The organism is Actinomycetospora sp. (assembly GCF_036497245.1).
Classification (GTDB): Bacteria; Actinomycetota; Actinomycetes; order Mycobacteriales; family Pseudonocardiaceae; genus Actinomycetospora.
In genome coordinates, this window is the sequence record NZ_DASXJS010000015.1 from 1 (window position 1) to 16,436 (window position 16,436).

General features: G+C 71.6%; 17 protein-coding genes and 1 tRNA gene. 10 read left to right on the forward strand and 8 right to left on the reverse strand.

Going from position 1 to position 16,436, the window contains the following annotated elements; genetic code table 11:
- The first annotated feature begins 726 nt into the window (after positions 1-726).
- Both VGI02_RS02280 and VGI02_RS02285 read left to right on the forward strand, forming a co-directional pair.
- Positions 727-960, forward strand: a complete 234-nt coding sequence (locus VGI02_RS02280) for a DUF433 domain-containing protein (RefSeq protein WP_331625621.1) — start codon at positions 727-729, stop codon at positions 958-960.
- Positions 957-1,322: a DUF5615 family PIN-like protein gene (locus VGI02_RS02285; protein ID WP_331625622.1), complete on the forward strand. Its 366-nt coding sequence runs from the start codon at positions 957-959 to the stop codon at positions 1,320-1,322. Before VGI02_RS02280 ends, VGI02_RS02285 begins: the two co-directional genes overlap by 4 nt.
- A 36-nt stretch (positions 1,323-1,358) precedes the next feature.
- Here the strand turns inward: VGI02_RS02285 and VGI02_RS02290 are convergent, their stop codons facing one another.
- The 5 genes from VGI02_RS02290 to VGI02_RS02310 all read right to left on the reverse strand — a co-directional run bounded on the left by VGI02_RS02290 (position 1,359) and on the right by VGI02_RS02310 (position 3,705).
- Positions 1,359-1,805 (reverse strand): restriction endonuclease, encoded by a 447-nt coding sequence (locus tag VGI02_RS02290; protein ID WP_527249118.1) that lies wholly within the window; start codon positions 1,803-1,805, stop codon positions 1,359-1,361.
- 271 nt (positions 1,806-2,076) lie between these two features.
- Complete coding sequence (locus VGI02_RS02295; protein ID WP_331625672.1) at positions 2,077-2,265, reverse strand: winged helix-turn-helix domain-containing protein; 189 nt, start codon at positions 2,263-2,265, stop codon at positions 2,077-2,079.
- 372 nt (positions 2,266-2,637) lie between these two features.
- Positions 2,638-2,709 (reverse strand) — tRNA-Val (locus tag VGI02_RS02300).
- A 51-nt stretch (positions 2,710-2,760) separates the two neighbouring features.
- On the reverse strand, positions 2,761-3,231 hold the full coding sequence (locus tag VGI02_RS02305; RefSeq protein ID WP_331625624.1) for a peroxiredoxin: 471 nt from the start codon (positions 3,229-3,231) through the stop codon (positions 2,761-2,763).
- Positions 3,232-3,303: 72 nt separating this feature from the next.
- The gene (locus tag VGI02_RS02310) at positions 3,304-3,705 is read right to left on the reverse strand and encodes a DUF3052 domain-containing protein (protein WP_331625673.1); all 402 of its coding nucleotides are present in this window, start codon (positions 3,703-3,705) and stop codon (positions 3,304-3,306) included.
- 354 nt (positions 3,706-4,059) lie between these two features.
- Here VGI02_RS02310 and aceE point away from each other — a divergent pair, with 354 nt between their 5' ends.
- The 8 genes from aceE (at position 4,060) to VGI02_RS02350 (ending at position 14,124) form a co-directional block, all read left to right on the forward strand.
- Positions 4,060-6,879, forward strand: a complete 2,820-nt coding sequence (gene aceE / locus VGI02_RS02315; protein ID WP_331625625.1) for a pyruvate dehydrogenase (acetyl-transferring), homodimeric type — start codon at positions 4,060-4,062, stop codon at positions 6,877-6,879.
- A gap of 243 nt (positions 6,880-7,122) precedes the next feature.
- Entirely contained in the window at positions 7,123-7,326 is a 204-nt protein-coding gene (locus VGI02_RS02320; RefSeq protein WP_018331418.1) for a cold-shock protein, read from the forward strand.
- Positions 7,327-7,453: 127 nt separating this feature from the next.
- Complete coding sequence (locus tag VGI02_RS02325) at positions 7,454-8,797, forward strand: PucR family transcriptional regulator (RefSeq protein ID WP_331625626.1); 1,344 nt, start codon at positions 7,454-7,456, stop codon at positions 8,795-8,797.
- A gap of 174 nt (positions 8,798-8,971) precedes the next feature.
- A complete protein-coding gene (locus tag VGI02_RS02330; protein WP_331625627.1) occupies positions 8,972-9,931 on the forward strand; it encodes an ACP S-malonyltransferase in 960 nt (319 codons plus the stop codon).
- Positions 9,928-10,920, forward strand: coding sequence for a beta-ketoacyl-ACP synthase III (locus tag VGI02_RS02335; RefSeq protein ID WP_331625628.1), 993 nt, complete (start codon positions 9,928-9,930; stop codon positions 10,918-10,920). Before VGI02_RS02330 ends, VGI02_RS02335 begins: the two co-directional genes overlap by 4 nt.
- Before the next feature lie 58 nt (positions 10,921-10,978).
- A complete protein-coding gene (locus VGI02_RS02340; protein WP_331625629.1) occupies positions 10,979-11,221 on the forward strand; it encodes an acyl carrier protein in 243 nt (80 codons plus the stop codon).
- Positions 11,218-12,477, forward strand: a complete 1,260-nt coding sequence (locus tag VGI02_RS02345; RefSeq protein ID WP_331625630.1) for a beta-ketoacyl-[acyl-carrier-protein] synthase family protein — start codon at positions 11,218-11,220, stop codon at positions 12,475-12,477. Before VGI02_RS02340 ends, VGI02_RS02345 begins: the two co-directional genes overlap by 4 nt.
- A 147-nt stretch (positions 12,478-12,624) precedes the next feature.
- Positions 12,625-14,124, forward strand: coding sequence for an acyl-CoA carboxylase subunit beta (locus VGI02_RS02350; protein WP_331625631.1), 1,500 nt, complete (start codon positions 12,625-12,627; stop codon positions 14,122-14,124).
- 51 nt (positions 14,125-14,175) lie between these two features.
- Here the strand turns inward: VGI02_RS02350 and VGI02_RS02355 are convergent, their stop codons facing one another.
- The 3 genes from VGI02_RS02355 to VGI02_RS02365 form a co-directional block, all read right to left on the reverse strand.
- Positions 14,176-15,075: a hypothetical protein gene (locus tag VGI02_RS02355; RefSeq protein ID WP_331625632.1), complete on the reverse strand. Its 900-nt coding sequence runs from the start codon at positions 15,073-15,075 to the stop codon at positions 14,176-14,178.
- A gap of 142 nt (positions 15,076-15,217) precedes the next feature.
- Entirely contained in the window at positions 15,218-15,778 is a 561-nt protein-coding gene (locus tag VGI02_RS02360; RefSeq protein ID WP_331625633.1) for a hypothetical protein, read from the reverse strand.
- Between the two features lie 115 nt (positions 15,779-15,893).
- Positions 15,894-16,391, reverse strand: coding sequence for a DUF3145 domain-containing protein (locus tag VGI02_RS02365; protein ID WP_331625634.1), 498 nt, complete (start codon positions 16,389-16,391; stop codon positions 15,894-15,896).
- Between the last annotated feature and the right edge of the window lie 45 nt (positions 16,392-16,436).

Here is a 16,436-nt window from a genome sequence, read left to right on the forward strand (position 1 = left end):
AGTGCGCACCATCCGCACCGCCGCGGCCTTCTCCTGCTCGCTATAACGGCGCGTGGTCGGCTTGCCCGCCGACTGCTCCTGGGGCATGGCTCCATCCTCGTTTCCAAGCTCAGGAGCCTCCACCGCACCCAGGGCGGTTCAGAGATCGACCAGGTCTGTCTTCCTTGGCGCACCTCCACCTTGCGCCCCAGACCGAGCGCCCACCGAGACTGGAAAGGGACGAGATGCCGCATCGAGCACCCGCCGCGGCCCCCTTACCTTCTTGATCAAGCCCGAGTAGGGCTTGCAGGCCGCCGGCCACGGCATGACTGACTGCCCCTGTTGTCCATGATCTGGGGGATGTTGTCACCGTGGCCGGAGGGCGCCAACGACCGCTGATAGAGACCTGACCCGCTTGCGCGGTCTGCTCGCAGGCGTGGCTGCCCGCTGTCAGGAGGCCTGGCTCAACCGTTCACAAGCCTCTGACCTGCGTGGGCGCGGCAGGATTCGAACCTGCGACCGACGGCTTGTAAGCACAATCGGGCTCGCAGCTGTGCTCACCAGCGAAAAGGCAGGTCACGGCAAGCGCCGCGCACTGTTATCCAGTCACTGAACGCTCACTTCCGACCATGCTCGAAGCCCCGAGCCGCTCAGAGCGATGCTGGGCACCTTCGGAACCTCGCACCGCGAGTCTAGGACCCCGTCCGACGAGCTCGACTGTCTCGACCGCCGGGGTACGGTCGAGCCATGTCACGGCTCGGCCGGATCACCACCGACCCCGAGGTCTGCCACGGGCAGCCCACAGTACGCGGCCTGCGCTACCCGGTCGCCATGCTGCTCGAGCTGCTCGCGTCCGGGATGACGGTCGACGAAGTGCTCGCGGACTATCCCGACCTCGAGCGCGACGACCTGTTCGCAGCCCTGGAGTACGGCGCGCTCACCGCGGGCCGCAGCAGGACGGTTCCGCTCGGCGCGGCGTGAAGTTCCTTGTTGACGCCCAGCTACCGGCCAAACTGGCCGGCGCCCTGGCTGCTGCCGGCCACGACGCCCTGCACACCACCGAGCTGCCCGGCGGCAACCGAACCACCGACGCGCAGATCGCTTCACATGCTGACGCCGAGGGCCGCGTCGTCGTCACCAAGGACGCCGACTTTCGCGACGGCCACCACATCACCGGCTCACCCCGACGTCTCCTGGTCGTCGCCACCGGCAACATCAGCAACACCGCACTACTCGCGCTGTTCGAACGGCACCTTGACAACGTCGTTGCGGCACTGACCGACGCGGACTTCGTCGAGCTTCGCTCCGCCGAGCTGGTCGTCCACCGACGGCCTGACGATTGACAGGCCACCGTCCTCCTGCAAGCGGCCGTCGGCTATCTACTCGAAGTAGTTTTCGTCGAGCTTCACAACTGAGTACGTTTGCACGACCTGCACGCCCACCCTGCGGTCGATCATCAGGTGAGCGAGCCGTTCACCATCGATGAGGATGATGCTCGCGGCCACTGAGCGCGCATAGTCGACAGCCTCCCGCGTGAAGCTGCTCGTGGTGATGAATACGCCCTGGTTCGCTTGCTGACCGTGCAGCGCTCCCAGGAATCCCTGAACCTGCGGTCTACCGACAATGTTGTCGTGTCCGTACTTCTTGGCTTGCACATCGATGTGGGCCAGACCGAGAGGGTCCTGGTCGATGACGCCGTCTACGCCGCCGTCGCCGCTGCCGCCGATACGGCGGGCGCGTTGCTCTACCCCGCCGTAACCCATAGCCACGAGAACATCGAGCACGGCTTGCTCGAGGAAGCTCGGCGACGCGGCCCGCAATCGCATCAGTAGCTCGGACGCAACATCAGCTCTCAAACGGGAGATGCCGGCGTCGATCTGCTCGACCGGATCGAGTACGTCCTCTTCGTAGCCGGCGCGCCCACATCGGGGCCGCCGACGGCGACGCCGCGCTTGGTCGGTACGTGGTCGCGGCAGGCCGGTATCTGACGCAGATGAACCTCGTCGAGGCGTTGAGGATGCTCCGCGAGCAGCCGGCGACCGAGCTCGGTGATCGTGTAGGCACCGCGACGCGGACGTTCGAGCGCCGTCGCTCGAGTCAGAGATGAGACTGCCCCACGACCCGGTTGCGGAAGCGAGGCTGACCAGAGTCAAGCACTTCCGCACACTGCTCGACCGTCAACCCGACGTGGTCAGCGACTCGGTCCTGAACCTCGCGGGCGCGCAGCGTCTCACCGGACTTGAGGACCTCGAGGACTGTCACCAGGAAGCCATTCCAGGTCGGCATCTCGCTCACGACCCCTGACCCTCCACAACTCCGGAGGCTATCGAGGGTCGCAGCGCAGGCTGCTCACCCCCCGGGCTGTCGCCGTACCAGTGGGGGCCGCACGTCGGGCGACGCGACGAGCGCTGTGCCCCTGCAGGAACGGCACTTGCATAAGGCGCAGGACCTCTGCCGAGCCGCGCGACCACAAAGAAGATCTACGTACGCGTCGACGGAGGGGTCTTCCGATTGACGACCGCCGCTCGCGCCCCAACACTGTTATCCAGTCGACGTGCGCTGTGCGTTCGACAAACCCCGTAACAGGCCTCAGCAGCCGTCGCAGAGATCACTTCATTCACGGCCTCAACCGCATTATCGCAGGTCAGAGTGCCTCGGTGGGCGCGGCAGGATTCGAACCTGCGACCGACGGCTTGTAAGGCCGGTGCTCTTCCGCTGAGCTACGCGCCCGAGCGTGCGTGTCCGCGCCGGAAGCGCGGAGACGCACGCACGAGAAGTCCGTCAGGCCGAGGCCTTGAGCTCCTCGATGGCGTCGCGCCACCCCTGCTGGTTGCGGGCGTCGCCGGGACCGTTGTGCTCAGCGAAGCGCACGATCCCGTCCTTGTCGACGAGGAAAGTCCCGCGGAAGGAGAAGCCGAGGTCCGAGGAGAACACTCCGTAGCTCTCGGCGACGGCACCGTGGGGCCAGAAGTCCGAGAGCAGCGGGAAGGTGTAACCCTCCTGGGTCGCCCAGGCCTTGAGGGACCAGGTGGTGTCCACCGAGATACCGAGGATCTGGATGTCGTCGTTCTGGAACGCCGACAGGTCGTCACGCGCCGAGCACAGCTCGCCGGTGCAGATGCCCGAGAAGGCGAACGGGTAGAAGACCAGGAGCACGGCCTGCTTACCGGCGAAGTCGGAGAGCGAGACCTCCGCGCCGTCCTGGTTCTTGAGCGTGAAGCCGGGGGCCTTCTGGCCGACCTCGACCGTCATGGGGTGCGTCTCCTTCGATGGGGACCGTGCGGGTCGGGCCTCACCCTAGCGATGAGCCCGCCCCGACCGTCCTCACCGGCGGGTGCGCCCCCCCGACTTCGGTGCGACGAGCCGGGTCCCGACCCAGCCGTCGGACACGTTCACGTTGGAGGTCTGGGAGAGACCCGCCGTCGGCGCCGCCTCGGCGATGTCCGAGGGCTCGACGTGCCCGTCGTAGCCGGTCTTGGGCGTCAGAACCCAGACAACACCGTTCTCGTCGAGGGGTGACCGGACATCCATCAGCGTGTCCACGAGGTCCCCGTCCCCGTCGCGCCACCAGAGCACGACGATGTCGACGACCTCCTGGGCGTCCTCGTCGAGGAGCGACTCACCGCTCCGCTCCTCGATCGCCTCGCGGACGCCATCGTCCACGTCCGAGTCCCAGCCGACTTCCTGGACGATCATCCCCGGCTCGACCCCGAGCTTGCCGGCCATATCGCTCCGGCTGCCGTCGGTGTCCCCCGCGGCCGCGACCACGTCTCTCGTCCCTCCTCGGTGCCGGGTGGGGGCGCCCGTCTGACGCCCGTCCGTCACGCACAGCGAACACTCCCGCGCGATCGCGCGCAACCAGCCACGCGGCGTAGGTCGTGACGTCCTCGTGACAAGGCTTCCCGGCCGGCGCCCGACACACACCGCGGCTACTCGCCGGTAGAGATGACGGCGAGGCCACGGGGGACGACGATGGACACACCTGCGGTGACCCCGCAGGCAGAATCGGTTCCGAACGCCCGCCGAACCGGGCAGGCCGGACCCCGACCGTCGGACCCACGCGACGAGGAGCAGCAGCAGTTGTCGACGCAGAACGACTCCGGGCAGAACCCACCCCGGGACTCCCGAGTCCATGTCATCCGTGACGGTCTCTCGACGCACCTCCCGGACATCGATCCGGACGAGACCGCCGAGTGGATCGAGTCGTTCGACCAGGTGCTCGACGGCGCGGGGCAGCAGCGCGCCCGGTACCTGATGCTGCAGCTGCTCCAGCGCGCCCGCGAGCGCCGCGTCGCGGTCCCGAGCCTGTTCTCGACCGACTACGTCAACACGATCCCGACCGACCAGGAGCCTTGGTTCCCGGGCGACGAGGACACCGAGCGCCGCTACCGTGCGTGGATCCGCTGGAACGCGGCGACGATGGTGCACCGCGCGCAGCGCCCCGGCGTCGGGGTCGGCGGGCACATCTCCACCTACGCCTCGGCGGCGAGCCTCTACGAGGTCGGGTTCAACTGGTTCTTCCGCGGCAAGGACCACCCGGGCGGCGGGGACCACGTCTACATCCAGGGCCACGCCTCCCCCGGCATCTACGCGCGCGCGTTCCTGGAAGGACGCCTGGGGGCCGAGCACCTCGACGGCTTCCGGCAGGAGCTCTCGCACGCGGGCCCGGGCGGCGGCCTGCCGTCGTACCCCCACCCCCGGCTGATGCCGTGGTTCTGGGAGCACCCGACGGTGTCGATGGGCCTCGGCCCGATCAACGCGATCTTCCAGGCGCGCTTCGACCGCTACCTGGCCAACCGCGGGATCAAGGACACCTCCCAGCAGCACACCTGGGCGTTCCTGGGTGACGGCGAGATGGACGAGCCGGAGTCCCGCGGCGCCATCCACGTCGCGGCGGCCGAGGGCCTGGACAACCTGACCTTCGTCGTCAACTGCAACCTGCAGCGCCTCGACGGGCCGGTGCACGGCAACGGCAAGGTCATCCAGGAGCTGGAGTCGTTCTTCCGCGGCGCGGGCTGGAACGTCATCAAGGTGATCTGGGGCCGCGAGTGGGATCGGCTGCTGCACGCCGACCGCGACGGCGCCCTGATCAACCTGATGAACACCACGCCCGACGGCGACTTCCAGACCTACAAGGCCAACGACGGCGCCTACGTCCGCGAGCACTTCTTCGGACGCGACCCGCGCACCAAGGACCTCGTCAAGGACCTCTCCGACGACGACGTCTGGAACCTCAAGCGCGGCGCGCACGACTACCGCAAGGTCTACGCGGCCTACCAGGCGGCGCTCGAGCACGAGGGCCGCCCGACGGTCATCCTCGCGAAGTCGATCAAGGGCTACACGCTCGGCCCGCACTTCGAGGGCCGCAACGCGACCCACCAGATGAAGAAGCTGACCCTCGACGACCTCAAGACCTTCCGCGACGAGGTCCGGGTGCCGATCAGCGACGCCGAGCTCGAGCGCGACCCGTACCTGCCGCCGTACTACCACCCGGGCAAGGACGCCCCGGAGATCGAGTACCTGCACGAGCGCCGTCGCCAGCTCGGCGGTGCGCTGCCCGAGCGCCGGCTGCGCAGCAAGCCGCTCGTGCTCCCCGGCGACAAGGTCTACGACGTCGTGCGCCGCGGCTCGGGCAAGCAGGAGATCGCGACGACGATGGCGTTCGTCCGCCTCGTCAAGGAGCTCACCCGCGACGACGAGATCGGCAAGCGCGTCATCCCGATCATCCCCGACGAGGCGCGCACGTTCGGGATGGACTCGTTCTTCTCGAACCTCAAGATCTACAACCCGCAGGGCCAGCTCTACACCTCGGTCGACGCCGACCAGCTGCTCGCCTACCGCGAGTCGGAGACCGGCCAGCTGCTGCACGAGGGCATCAACGAGGCCGGGTCGGTGGCCTCGTTCACCGCCGTCGGGACGTCCTACGCCACCCACGGCGAGACGATGATCCCGATCTACATCTTCTACTCGATGTTCGGCTTCCAGCGCACCGGCGACGGCATCTGGGCGGCCGCCGACCAGATGGCCCGGGGGTTCCTGCTCGGCGCGACGGCGGGGCGCACGACGCTCGTCGGCGAGGGCCTGCAGCACAACGACGGGCACTCGCTGCTGCTGGCGGCGACCAACCCCGGCGTCGTGGCGTACGACCCGGCGTTCGCGTTCGAGATCGGCCACATCGTGCGCGACGGGCTGGAGCGCATGTTCGGCGAGTCGAGCAACGGCGCGGCGGGCGAGGCGCCGGTCGAGGCCGGTCGCGACCCGAACGTCATGTACTACATGACCGTCTACAACGAGCCCTACCGCCAGCCCGCCGAGCCCGACGGCATCGACGTCGACGGTCTGCTGCACGGGCTCTACCGCTACGCGCAGGCACCGGGCGGCCCGGGGCCGCGGGCGCAGATCCTCGCCTCCGGCGTCGCGATGCCGTGGGCGCAGAAGGCGCAGGAGATGCTCGCGTCCCAGTGGGGCGTGCAGGCCGACCTGTGGTCGGCCACGTCCTACGGGGAGCTGCGCCGCGACGGGGTCGCCTGCGAGCAGCACAACCAGGCCCACCCCGACGACGAGCCGCGCACGCCCTTCGTGACGACGGCGCTCGCCGAGGCGGCCGGCCCGGTGGTCGCGGTCTCGGACTGGATGCGCGCGGTGCCCGACCTCATCCGCCCGTGGGTGCCCGGCGACTACACCACGCTGGGCACGGACGGTTTCGGCCTCTCCGACACCCGTCCGGCCACGCGGCGCCACTTCGGGGTCGACGCCGAGAACGTCGTCGTCGCCGTCCTCGCGGCCCTCGCGCGGCGGGGTGAGGTCGACCTGGCGACCGTGCGCGACGCGGCAGGCCGCTACCAGATCGACGACCCGCAGGCCGCCGGGCCGCAGGACTCGGACAGCGGCGTGGCGTGATCGTCCGGATCTCCCGTCGCGCGGCCCGGCACCCGTCCCGGGCGTGACTTCCCGGTGACTTTTCGGCGGTCGGGGCTGGTCTCAGCGACGGCGGATGCCGCTAGGCTGTCGCCGACCGCGCGGTCCACCTCGTAGCCAACGGGGGCGCCCGGCGGGTCCGGCGGTTGGAGTACATCGCTCCGGCGGCGGCTTGAAGGCCGAGGGTAGGAAGAAGCCCTCGGGACATCGGTATGAGGAGCAGGAATGGCAGAAGGCACCGTCAAGTGGTTCAACAGCGAGAAGGGCTTCGGCTTCCTCGCTCCCGACGGTGGTGGCGCTGACGTCTTCGTCCACTACTCGGCGATCCAGTCCCGCGGGTTCCGGACCCTGGACGAGGGGCAGCGCGTCTCGTTCGACGTCGAGCAGGGCCAGAAGGGCCTGCAGGCCGTTCAGGTCACGCCGCTGTAAGCAGCACACACACGTCACACAGGACGGGGCTCCGGTCGGTTCGACCGGGGCCCCGTTTCTCGTGTCCCGGCCGGGTGCGCGAGGCAGACTGGGCACGGCAGTGCGGCCGACGGGCGGAGGTGGGCTGATGGCGGGCAGCCGCGAGCGCCCGGTGTCCGAGGCGACGCTGCGCCGTCTCGAGCTCGACACCGGTGGGGTCGCCGGGGCGGGCGTCGCCGAGATGTCAGCCCGGCTGCCGTGGTTCTCCCGCCTGACCGCCGACCAGCGCGCGGGCGTCCTGATGGTCACCCAGCTCGGCGCGGCCAACTTCGTCACCTGGCTGCGCGACCCGGACGCCACTCCCCGCCTGACCGCCGAGGCCTTCCGCAGCGCCCCGCCCGACCTCGCCCGCCGGATGACCCTGCGCCAGACCGTCGAGCTCGTCCGCATCGCCACCGAGGTCTTCGAGGACCGCATCCCGGCCCTCGCCGGGAACCGCACCGAGCGCGCCGCCCTCGTCGCCGCCGTGCTGCGCTTCGGCCGCGAGATCGCCTTCGCCGCGGCCACCGTGTACGCCTCGGCCGCCGAGTCGCGCGGCGCCTGGGACGCGCGCCTCGAAGCCCTCGTCGTCGACGCCGTCGTCCGCGGCGACCGCGACTCCGACGGCGCCCTGCTCTCCCGCGCCTCGGCGCTGGGCTGGGACCCCGCGGTGCGCGCGGTGACCCTCGTCGGGGATCCACCCACCCCCGAGGATCCCACCCGCCCCGAGGGCCCGGACCCGCTGCACGGGGTGCGCCGCGCCGCCTACCGGGCGGGGGTCTCGGTGCTGCTCGGGGCCCACGGCTCCCACCTGGTCATGGTGATGTCCCTCGACGACGCCAGGCACGACACCGCAGGCCCGCACGACACCGCAGGCCCGCACGACGCCGACCCGACGGAGCCCGCGGAGCGCGACGACGAGCCGCCGCCCACGGCCCGCGTCGCCGACCTCACGCGCGGCGAGTCCAAGGCCGCCCTCGCCCTGGCCGACGCGTTCGGACCGGGACCCGTCGTCGCGGGTCCGGTCGTCCCCGGGCTGCTCGAGGCCCACCGCTCAGCGGCGAGCGCGCTGGCGGGGCACCGGGCGGTCGCCGCGTGGCCCGGGGCACCGCGTCCGGTATCCGCCGACGAGCTGCTGCCCGAGCGGGTGCTGGCCGGCGACTCCGCCGCCGTGGAGGTGCTCATCCGCGACGTGGCGCGCCCGTTGCGGGAGGCGGGCGGCTCGCTCATGGAGACCGTGGACGCCTACCTCGAGCACGCCGGTGTGCTCGAGGCCTGCGCGCGCTCGCTCTACGTGCACCCGAACACCGTCCGGTACCGGCTGCGTCGAGTGGCCGACCTCACCGGCGCGCACGCGTCCGATGCGCGCGGATCGCGGTTGTTGCACATGGCCATCGCGCTGGACCGGTTGCGCACGACTTCGAGCGGGACCCAATCCGCACCGAGGCGCTGACCTGCGGCGACGCGGTCATCTGCGGCCGGGCAGGGCCCCGATCGGAGTCTCGATCGATTCCGACGTCACTCGGCGTTCACCCGCCGAGTTGTAGGAACCCCACAACGATCCCCGACGAGGATTCGTCACCGCGACGTCTGCTGCGCGCAACCCTCGCGTGGTGGGGTACTGAGTGTGATCGCGATCCTCGCGCCCGGTCAGGGCGCCCAGAAGCCGGGCATGCTCGCGCCGTGGCTGGAGCGCCCCGGCAGCCGTGAGCGGCTGGCGGCGTTCTCCGAAGCCGCCGGGCTCGACCTCGAGCACCTGGGCACCGAGGCGGACGCGGACGCGATCGCCGACACCGCCGTCACCCAGCCCCTGCTGGTCGCCTCCGCGCTGCTCTCCGGCGAGGCGCTGCTCGGGGAGCTGGGCGGCAGGCTCGGCTCGGCGGACGCCCTGCCGGAGGGGACCACCGTGGGCGGGCACTCCGTCGGCGAGCTCGCGGCCGCGGCCATCGCGGGTGTGCTCAGCGCGGAGCAGGCGGTCGCCCTCGCCGCGGTCCGCGGCAAGGAGATGGCCGCGGCGTGCGCCGTCGAGCCGACGTCGATGGCCGCCCTGCTCGGCGGGGACGCCGACGTGGTGCTCGCCGCGCTCGCCCAGCACGACCTCGAGCCCGCCAACCGCAACGGCACCGGCCAGGTCGTCGCGGCCGGGCGCACCTCCGACATCGAGGCCCTCGCCGCCGAGCCGCCCGAGGGCGCGCGGGTCCGGCCCCTCGCCGTCGCGGGCGCCTTCCACACCCGTTTCATGGAGCCCGCCGAGAAGGCCCTGTCGGCGTGGGTGGGCGAGCACCGGGAGGAGCTGGCCCCGGCCGACCCCGTGCTGGCGCTGCTCTCCGACGCCGACGGCGCCGTCGTCACCTCGGGCTCCGACGTCCTCGACCGGCTCGTCGCCCAGGTGACGCTCTCGGTCCGCTGGGACGCCTGCATGGACACCCTGCGCGAGCGCGGCATCACCGGCGCCGTCGAGCTCACGCCGGCCGGAACGCTGACCGGGATGGTCAAGCGACAGATCAAGGGAACCGCCACCGTGAACGTGTCCACGCCGGAAGATCTCGCGGCGGCCGTCGACCTCGTCCGAGGTGGACAGGGATGAGCCTCCGTTCGGTCATCCGCCAGCCCGACCCCGTCGCCGGCGCCCGCCTCCTGGGCCTCGGCAGCTCGCAGCCCGACCGCATCGTCACCAACGACGAGCTCGCCCAGCGCGTCGAGACCAACGACGAGTGGATCCGCAGCCGGGTCGGGATCGCGGAGCGCCGCTTCGCCTCCGAGGCCGACAGCGTCGTCTCGATGGGCGTGGACGCGGGCTCGAAGGCCCTCGCCGATGCCGGCCTCTCCCCCACCGACCTCGACGCGGTCATCGTCGCCACCTGCACGATGCCGAATCCCATCCCCAACGCGGCCGCCCAACTGGCCGACCGGATCGGGGTCAACGGCATCGGCGCGATGGACGTCAACACCGCGTGCGCCGGCTTCTGCTACGGCACCGGCATGGCCGCGGACATGATCCGCTCGGGCACCGCGCGCCACGTCCTCGTCGTCGGCTCGGAGAAGCTCTCCGACTGGCTCGACATGGACGACCGGTCGACCTGCATCATCTTCGCCGACGCCGCGGGCGCGGCCGTGCTCGGTCCGGCCACCACGCCCGAGGAGGTCGGCGTCGGCCCGGTCGCCTGGGGCGCCGCGGGTGACCTGGTCTCCACGATCAAGATCGACGAGACGAACTCCCTGCGCCAGGAGGGCCAGGCGGTCTTCCGCTGGGCCACCACGAAGATCGCGCCGATCGCGATGGAGGCGTTGGAGAAGGCGGGCCTGACCCCGGCGGACATCGACGTCCTCGTCCCCCACCAGGCCAACCTGCGCATCGTCGAGGCGATCGCGAAGAAGCTGAAGTCGAACGGTGCACGCGACGATCTCGTCGTCGCCGACGACATCGTCCATTCCGGCAACACCTCGTCGGCGTCCATCCCGATGGCCATCGACCACATGCGCGGGGCAGGGCGGGTGCGCTCCGGAGACGTGGCGCTGCTCGTCGGTTTCGGAGCCGGCCTGTCGTACGGCGGCCAGGTCGTTGTCCTTCCCTGAGGGGTTGACCCCTTAGGTTTCCCGCACAGCACGTAGTCACCCAACCGAAAGGAACCACGTGGCGACCAAGGAAGAGATCCTCCCCGACCTCGCGAGCATCGTCGAGGAGGTGGCCGGCGTCGACGCCGCGGAGGTCACCCCCGAGAAGTCGTTCGTCGACGACCTCGACATCGACTCCCTCTCAATGGTGGAGATCGCAGTGCAGGCCGAGGACAAGTTCGGGGTGAAGATCCCGGACGACGAGCTGGCGAAGCTCAGCACCGTGTCCGACGCCGTCGACTACATCTCCTCGCACTCGTGAGCGCCGCCGGCCGGGGGGTCGTCGTCACCGGGATGGGCGCGACGACCCCGCTCGGCGGAGACGTGCAGTCCACCTGGGACGGCCTCCTGGCCGGCGCCAGCGGGACGCGGCCCCTGTCGGAGGACTACTCGCGCTTCGAGCTCCCCGTCGACTTCGCCTCCCAGCTCGCCGTCGAGCCCTCCGAGGTCCTCAAGCGCGTCGAGATGCGACGCCTCGACCGCTCCGAGCAGGTCGCGATCGTCGCGGCCCGCCAGGCGTGGGAGCACGCCGACCTCGGCGACTACCCGTCGACCGAGGACGGGTCGTCGAAGGTCGACGGGTTGCGGCTCGCCGTCGTCATCGGCACCGGGATCGGCGGCGCCACCACCCTGCTGAACCAGGACGACCTGCTCGAGAACGAGGGACTGCGCAAGGTCGCCGTCCTGACGATCCCGATGCTCATGCCGAACGGACCCGCGGCCCACGTCGGGCTGGAGCTCGGGGCCGCCGCGGGCATCCACGCCCCGGTGTCGGCGTGCGCGTCCGGCGCCGAGGCCATCGCCTGGGGCTGGCGCATGCTCCAGGCGGACGAGGTCGACGTCGTCGTCGCCGGCGGTGCCGAGGCGTGCATCGCGCCGATCACGCTCGCCGGGTTCTGCCAGGCCCGCACCATGGCCACCGGCTGGGAGGACCCGGCCCTGGCCTCCCGCCCCTTCGACGCGAAGCGCAACGGCTTCGTGCTCGGCGAGGGCTCGGGCATCGTCGTGATGGAGCGCGAGGAGTTCGCGAAGGCGCGCGGGGCCACCGTCCACGGGCGGATCGCGGGCATTGGGACCAGCGCCGACGCGTACCACATCACGGCGCCCGATCCCGAGGGCAACGGCCAGTCGCGGGCGATCGCGGCGGCCCTGCGCACCGCCGGGCTGGACCCGTCCGACGTCGGGCACGTCAACTGCCACGCGACCTCCACCCCGGTCGGTGACGTGGCCGAGACCGTGGCCGTCCGGAAGGCCGTCGGGGACCACCCCGTGCTCACCGCCCCGAAGGGCTCGCTCGGGCACCTGCTCGGCGCGGCCGGCGCCGTCGAGGCCATCGCCACGATCCTGGCGGTCCGCGAGGGACTCGTGCCGCCCACGGCGAACCTCACCGACCTCGACGACGACGTGGAGCTCGACGTCGTCGGCGGCGAGGCCCGCAAGGTCACGCTCGACGCCGCCATCAACGACTCCTTCGGCTTCGGAGGACACAACGTCGCGCTCGCCGTCACACCTGCCTGACCCGGTGCCGCCCCGCGGCACCACGAGGCCCCGTCCCCCCGACCAGGCCGCTCCCGGACGGTGCGGTCCGCCGACCCGTACCGCGCCGTCCACCCTGCCCACCGCCGTCCGCCCGACCGGCGGACGGCGGCCCGGAGAGGAGATCGCATGACCGCCCTCGACTCCCGTCCCCCCGCCAGTCCCGCCGCCGCCGACACCTCGCAGGCGCTGCCCGGCCCGACGTCCCTGCCCGCGACCGAAGAGCTGGACCCGCGCTCGCCGTACGTGCGAGGGGTCGCGTTGCTGGACGAGGGCACGTTCTCCCCGCTGCGCCCGCCGGACTCCTCGGGGGCGATGGCCGCCCACGGGCGGATCAACGGCTCCCGGGTCGTCGTCTACATCACCGACGGTTCGGTGATGGGCGGGGCGATGGGCTGGGACGGCTGCGGCCACATCGTGGAGGCCATCGACACGGCGCTGCGGCTGCGCTGCCCGGTGATCGGGCTGTGGCACTCCGGCGGCGCCCGGCTGGCCGAGGGGGTGCAGGCGCTCGACGCCGTCGGGCAGGTGTTCGCGGCGATGGTGCGGGCCTCCGGCAAGGTCCCGCAGATCTCGGTCGTGCTCGGCCCGGCCGCCGGTGGCGCCGCGTACGGGCCCGCGCTGACCGACGTCGTGATCATGGCCCCGCAGGGCCGGGTCTTCGTGACCGGTCCGGACGTGGTGCGCTCGGTGACCGGTGAGACCGTCGACGCCGAGGGCCTCGGCGGGCAGGACGCGCACGGCAAGCGTTCCGGCGTGGTCCACATCGTCGCCGACTCCGAGCCCGACGCCCTCGCGCGTGCCCGCCGGTTGACCGACCTGTTCTCGACGCCGGGCTCGTTCGACGTGCGCCAGACCCGGGCCTCGGACCTGCGCGCGCTGCTGCCCGAGGCGAAGAAGCGTGCCTACGACGTGCACCCGCTGCTGCGCGAGCTGCTCGACCCGGTGGCGGGTGGGGAGGACTCCGCCGAGTCGCCGTTCGAGGAGCTGCAGGCCCGGTACGCGCCGAACATCGTGACCGGGTTCGGCCGCCTGGGCGGTCGGTCGGTCGGGGTGATCGCGAACAACCCGCTGCGGTTGGGCGGCTGCCTGGACTCGCCGTCGGCGGAGAAGGCCGCGCGGTTCGTGCGGCTCTGCGACGCGTTCGGGATCCCGCTCGTGGTGATCGTCGACGTTCCCGGCTACCTGCCCGGCGTGGGCCAGGAGTGGGACGGCGTCGTCCGGCGCGGGGCGAAGCTGCTCCACGCGTTCGCCGAGGCCACCGTGCCGCGGGTGACCCTGGTGACCCGCAAGTCCTTCGGCGGCGCGTACATCGCGATGAACTCCCGCTCGCTGGGGGCGACCGCGGTCTTCGCGTGGCCCGAGGCCGAGGTCGCCGTGATGGGCGCCAAGGCCGCCGTCGGCATCCTCAACCGCAAGCAGCTCGCGGCCGCTCCCGAGGAGGAGCGCGAGGCCCTGCACACCGAGCTCGCCGAGGAGCACGAGCGCACCGCGGGCGGGGTCAACCGCGCCCTCGATATCGGCGTGGTCGACGAGATCATCGACCCCGCCCAGTCACGCGCCCGCCTGGTCGACGCCCTCGCAGGCGCCCCGGCCGGGCGGGGGCATCACGGGAACATCCCCTTGTAGGTGGCCTTCGGCCATGTGAGCACTTTCCGGGGTTATGGCCCCGGAAAGTGCTCACACGCATGCGCGGCACCTCTGGGCTCTCCCGGTCCAGCCGAGCTGGCGAAGTCGGGCCGCGACGCTGCGGGCGACCGCGCACGGGGTGTCGTGGACCTCCTCGTAGCCGAAGGTGAGCCGGGACCGACCCTCGAGCTCGGCGGCGTTGTCCCGAGCCCGGTCGACGCGGGCCGTCCGACGGTTCGCGTGCGTCCGCCAGCCGTCCAACCGGACGGTCAGCACACCGCCCGGCATCGCGTACTCGATGTCCTCCGCCCGGCGCCGCCCTTCCACCACTCTCGCGACCTGCCGCACGCCGACCGGGAGCCCGTGGGCCAGCTCGACGTCGTCGGCATAGGCGGCTTCCAGGACGGACTCGACCCCTTCGATCAAGAGCTTGGCCGCCGCCAGCAACGCCGTCCGGTATCGACGAGGACGCCGGACCGTGAGGGCCTCCAGGATGCGCTCCCCCGCGACGTGAGCCTGGGTCGCGCCCGCCGTCAGGACCCGCATCGCTTCCCGGGCGTCGGGCGAGGCGATCGCGAGGTCGACGAGGGTGTGCGCCTTCGTCGTCACCGGTGGGTCGGAGTTCTTCTGGACGATGTGGTCGAAGGCACGGCTGCGGTGCACGACGATGCCGTCGCATCCGCGGGCCGACGACCCGTACGGGACGGTCACGTGGATCGGCCCCTTCTCGTCCGCCCCCGGGAGGCCCAGGACGGCCGCGGCCGTGGCGTGGCTCAGCACAGCCGGCCCGCGGATGAACAGCAGCGCCGCGCGGCGCCACATCGCGGGTGTCGGCTCGCCGGTCACGAGGGCGTACACGCCGCGGAACAACGGGACCCACCGTCGCGCGGCCACGTTGGCCCGGATCGCGTCGCCCGTCATTCCCTGAGCGAGGGCCTGCTCGAGGCGCACGACATTCCCCTGGTCGCGCCGCAGCCGCTGCCATGCTTCGGGGTCTTCCACATGGGCTTGGACGCAGCAGGTGAGCCTTTGGCTCCCGTGAGCACTTTCCGGGGTTATGACCCCTGAAAGTGCTCACAAGGGCGAAGCCCACCTAGCACGGCGTCCGCAACGAACTGCCCGCCATCGGGTCGACGATGCGCAGTGTCCCGCGCTCGGTGACCACGGTCGTCGCGACCTGCCAGCACAGCCGGGGCACGGGCACGTCCCGCGGCGCGGCGGCCGGGTCCTGCGTGGTGATCATCCCCATCGGGACCACGTACTCGTCGTCACCCACCGGGTCGATCCGCCGGAGGATCACCGACCCGACCTTGACCGTGCGGTTGCGGTCGGCGAACTGCGCGGAGGACACCGACGCCGCCGAGGTCGCCGACGAGGTCGCGACCCAGCCCTCGTAGTTCCCCGAGTTCCGGGCGTCGACCTGGCGCTGCACGAGGTCGCGGATCTCGTTCGCCCGCGGGGACTGGGCTGCCGAGGGCGAGAGCGCCACGGTCGGCGGGCCTGCGGACCCGTCGTCGGGCAGTGCGACTCCGGCCAGTGCGGGCCCGGTGTCGCCGAGGGCGTCGCGCGCGGTTCCCGAGGCCCGGCCCGCGAGCCCCGCCGCAACGGCGCCGAGAACGACGAGCACCACGACGAGCACGATCGGGACGGTCACCGCAGGCCGGACGAGCCACGCCAGCCTGCCGCTCCTGGACCGCGTCACTCCGGGAGTCGGATCGACGCGTGTGACATGGGGATCACTCTGCCAGCCCGGGCCCGACCCGTGGTGTTCAGCCCACCCGGTGCAGCCAACCGACCGCCCCGCCGTCGCCGGCGTAGCGGTACGGCTCGAGGGCGTCGTCCCACCGACGGCCGAGGAGCTCGTCGAGACCGTGGTGCAGCGCGTCGCGACCGTCCCGGCGCGCCGCGGCCATGGCCGCGCGCACCTGGTCCTCCCCGAGCACGACGTCGCCGTTCGCGCTGGTGCGGCCGTGCCAGAGACCGAGGCCGGGGACGTGGCTGAAGCGCTCGCCGTCGGTGCCGGGGCTGGGCTCCTCGGTGACCTCGAAGCGCAGCATGCCCCAGGCACGCAGGGCGCTCGCCAGGCGCGCGCCGGTGCCGACCTGGCCGGTCCACGAACACTCGGCCCTCATCTGGCCCCGGGCCGCGTCCTGCGCGGTCCAGTCCAGTACGACACGGGCGTCCAGGACGCCCGAGATGGCCCACTCGACGTGCGGATTGACCGCAGGCGGCGACGAGTGGACGTAGACCACGCCACGGGTGCTCACTGCTGACCTCCGGTCGAGACGAGAAGCGTCTTCCCCAACGTCCTC

Bases quoted from the DNA above. Each gene is read 5' to 3' on its own strand.
- VGI02_RS02280 (WP_331625621.1), top strand. From the start codon at position 727: ATGTCACGGCTCGGCCGGATCACCACCGACCCCGAGGTCTGCCACGGG.
- VGI02_RS02320 (WP_018331418.1), top strand. From the start codon at position 7,123: ATGGCAGAAGGCACCGTCAAGTGGTTCAACAGCGAGAAGGGCTTCGGC.
- VGI02_RS02325 (WP_331625626.1), top strand. From the start codon at position 7,454: ATGGCGGGCAGCCGCGAGCGCCCGGTGTCCGAGGCGACGCTGCGCCGT.
- VGI02_RS02295 (WP_331625672.1), bottom strand. From the start codon at position 2,265: ATGCCGACCTGGAATGGCTTCCTGGTGACAGTCCTCGAGGTCCTCAAG.
- VGI02_RS02310 (WP_331625673.1), bottom strand. From the start codon at position 3,705: ATGGCCGGCAAGCTCGGGGTCGAGCCGGGGATGATCGTCCAGGAAGTC.
- VGI02_RS02305 (WP_331625624.1), bottom strand. From the start codon at position 3,231: ATGACGGTCGAGGTCGGCCAGAAGGCCCCCGGCTTCACGCTCAAGAAC.
- VGI02_RS02335 (WP_331625628.1), top strand. From the start codon at position 9,928: ATGAGCCTCCGTTCGGTCATCCGCCAGCCCGACCCCGTCGCCGGCGCC.
- VGI02_RS02350 (WP_331625631.1), top strand. From the start codon at position 12,625: ATGACCGCCCTCGACTCCCGTCCCCCCGCCAGTCCCGCCGCCGCCGAC.
- VGI02_RS02290 (WP_527249118.1), bottom strand. From the start codon at position 1,805: ATGCGATTGCGGGCCGCGTCGCCGAGCTTCCTCGAGCAAGCCGTGCTC.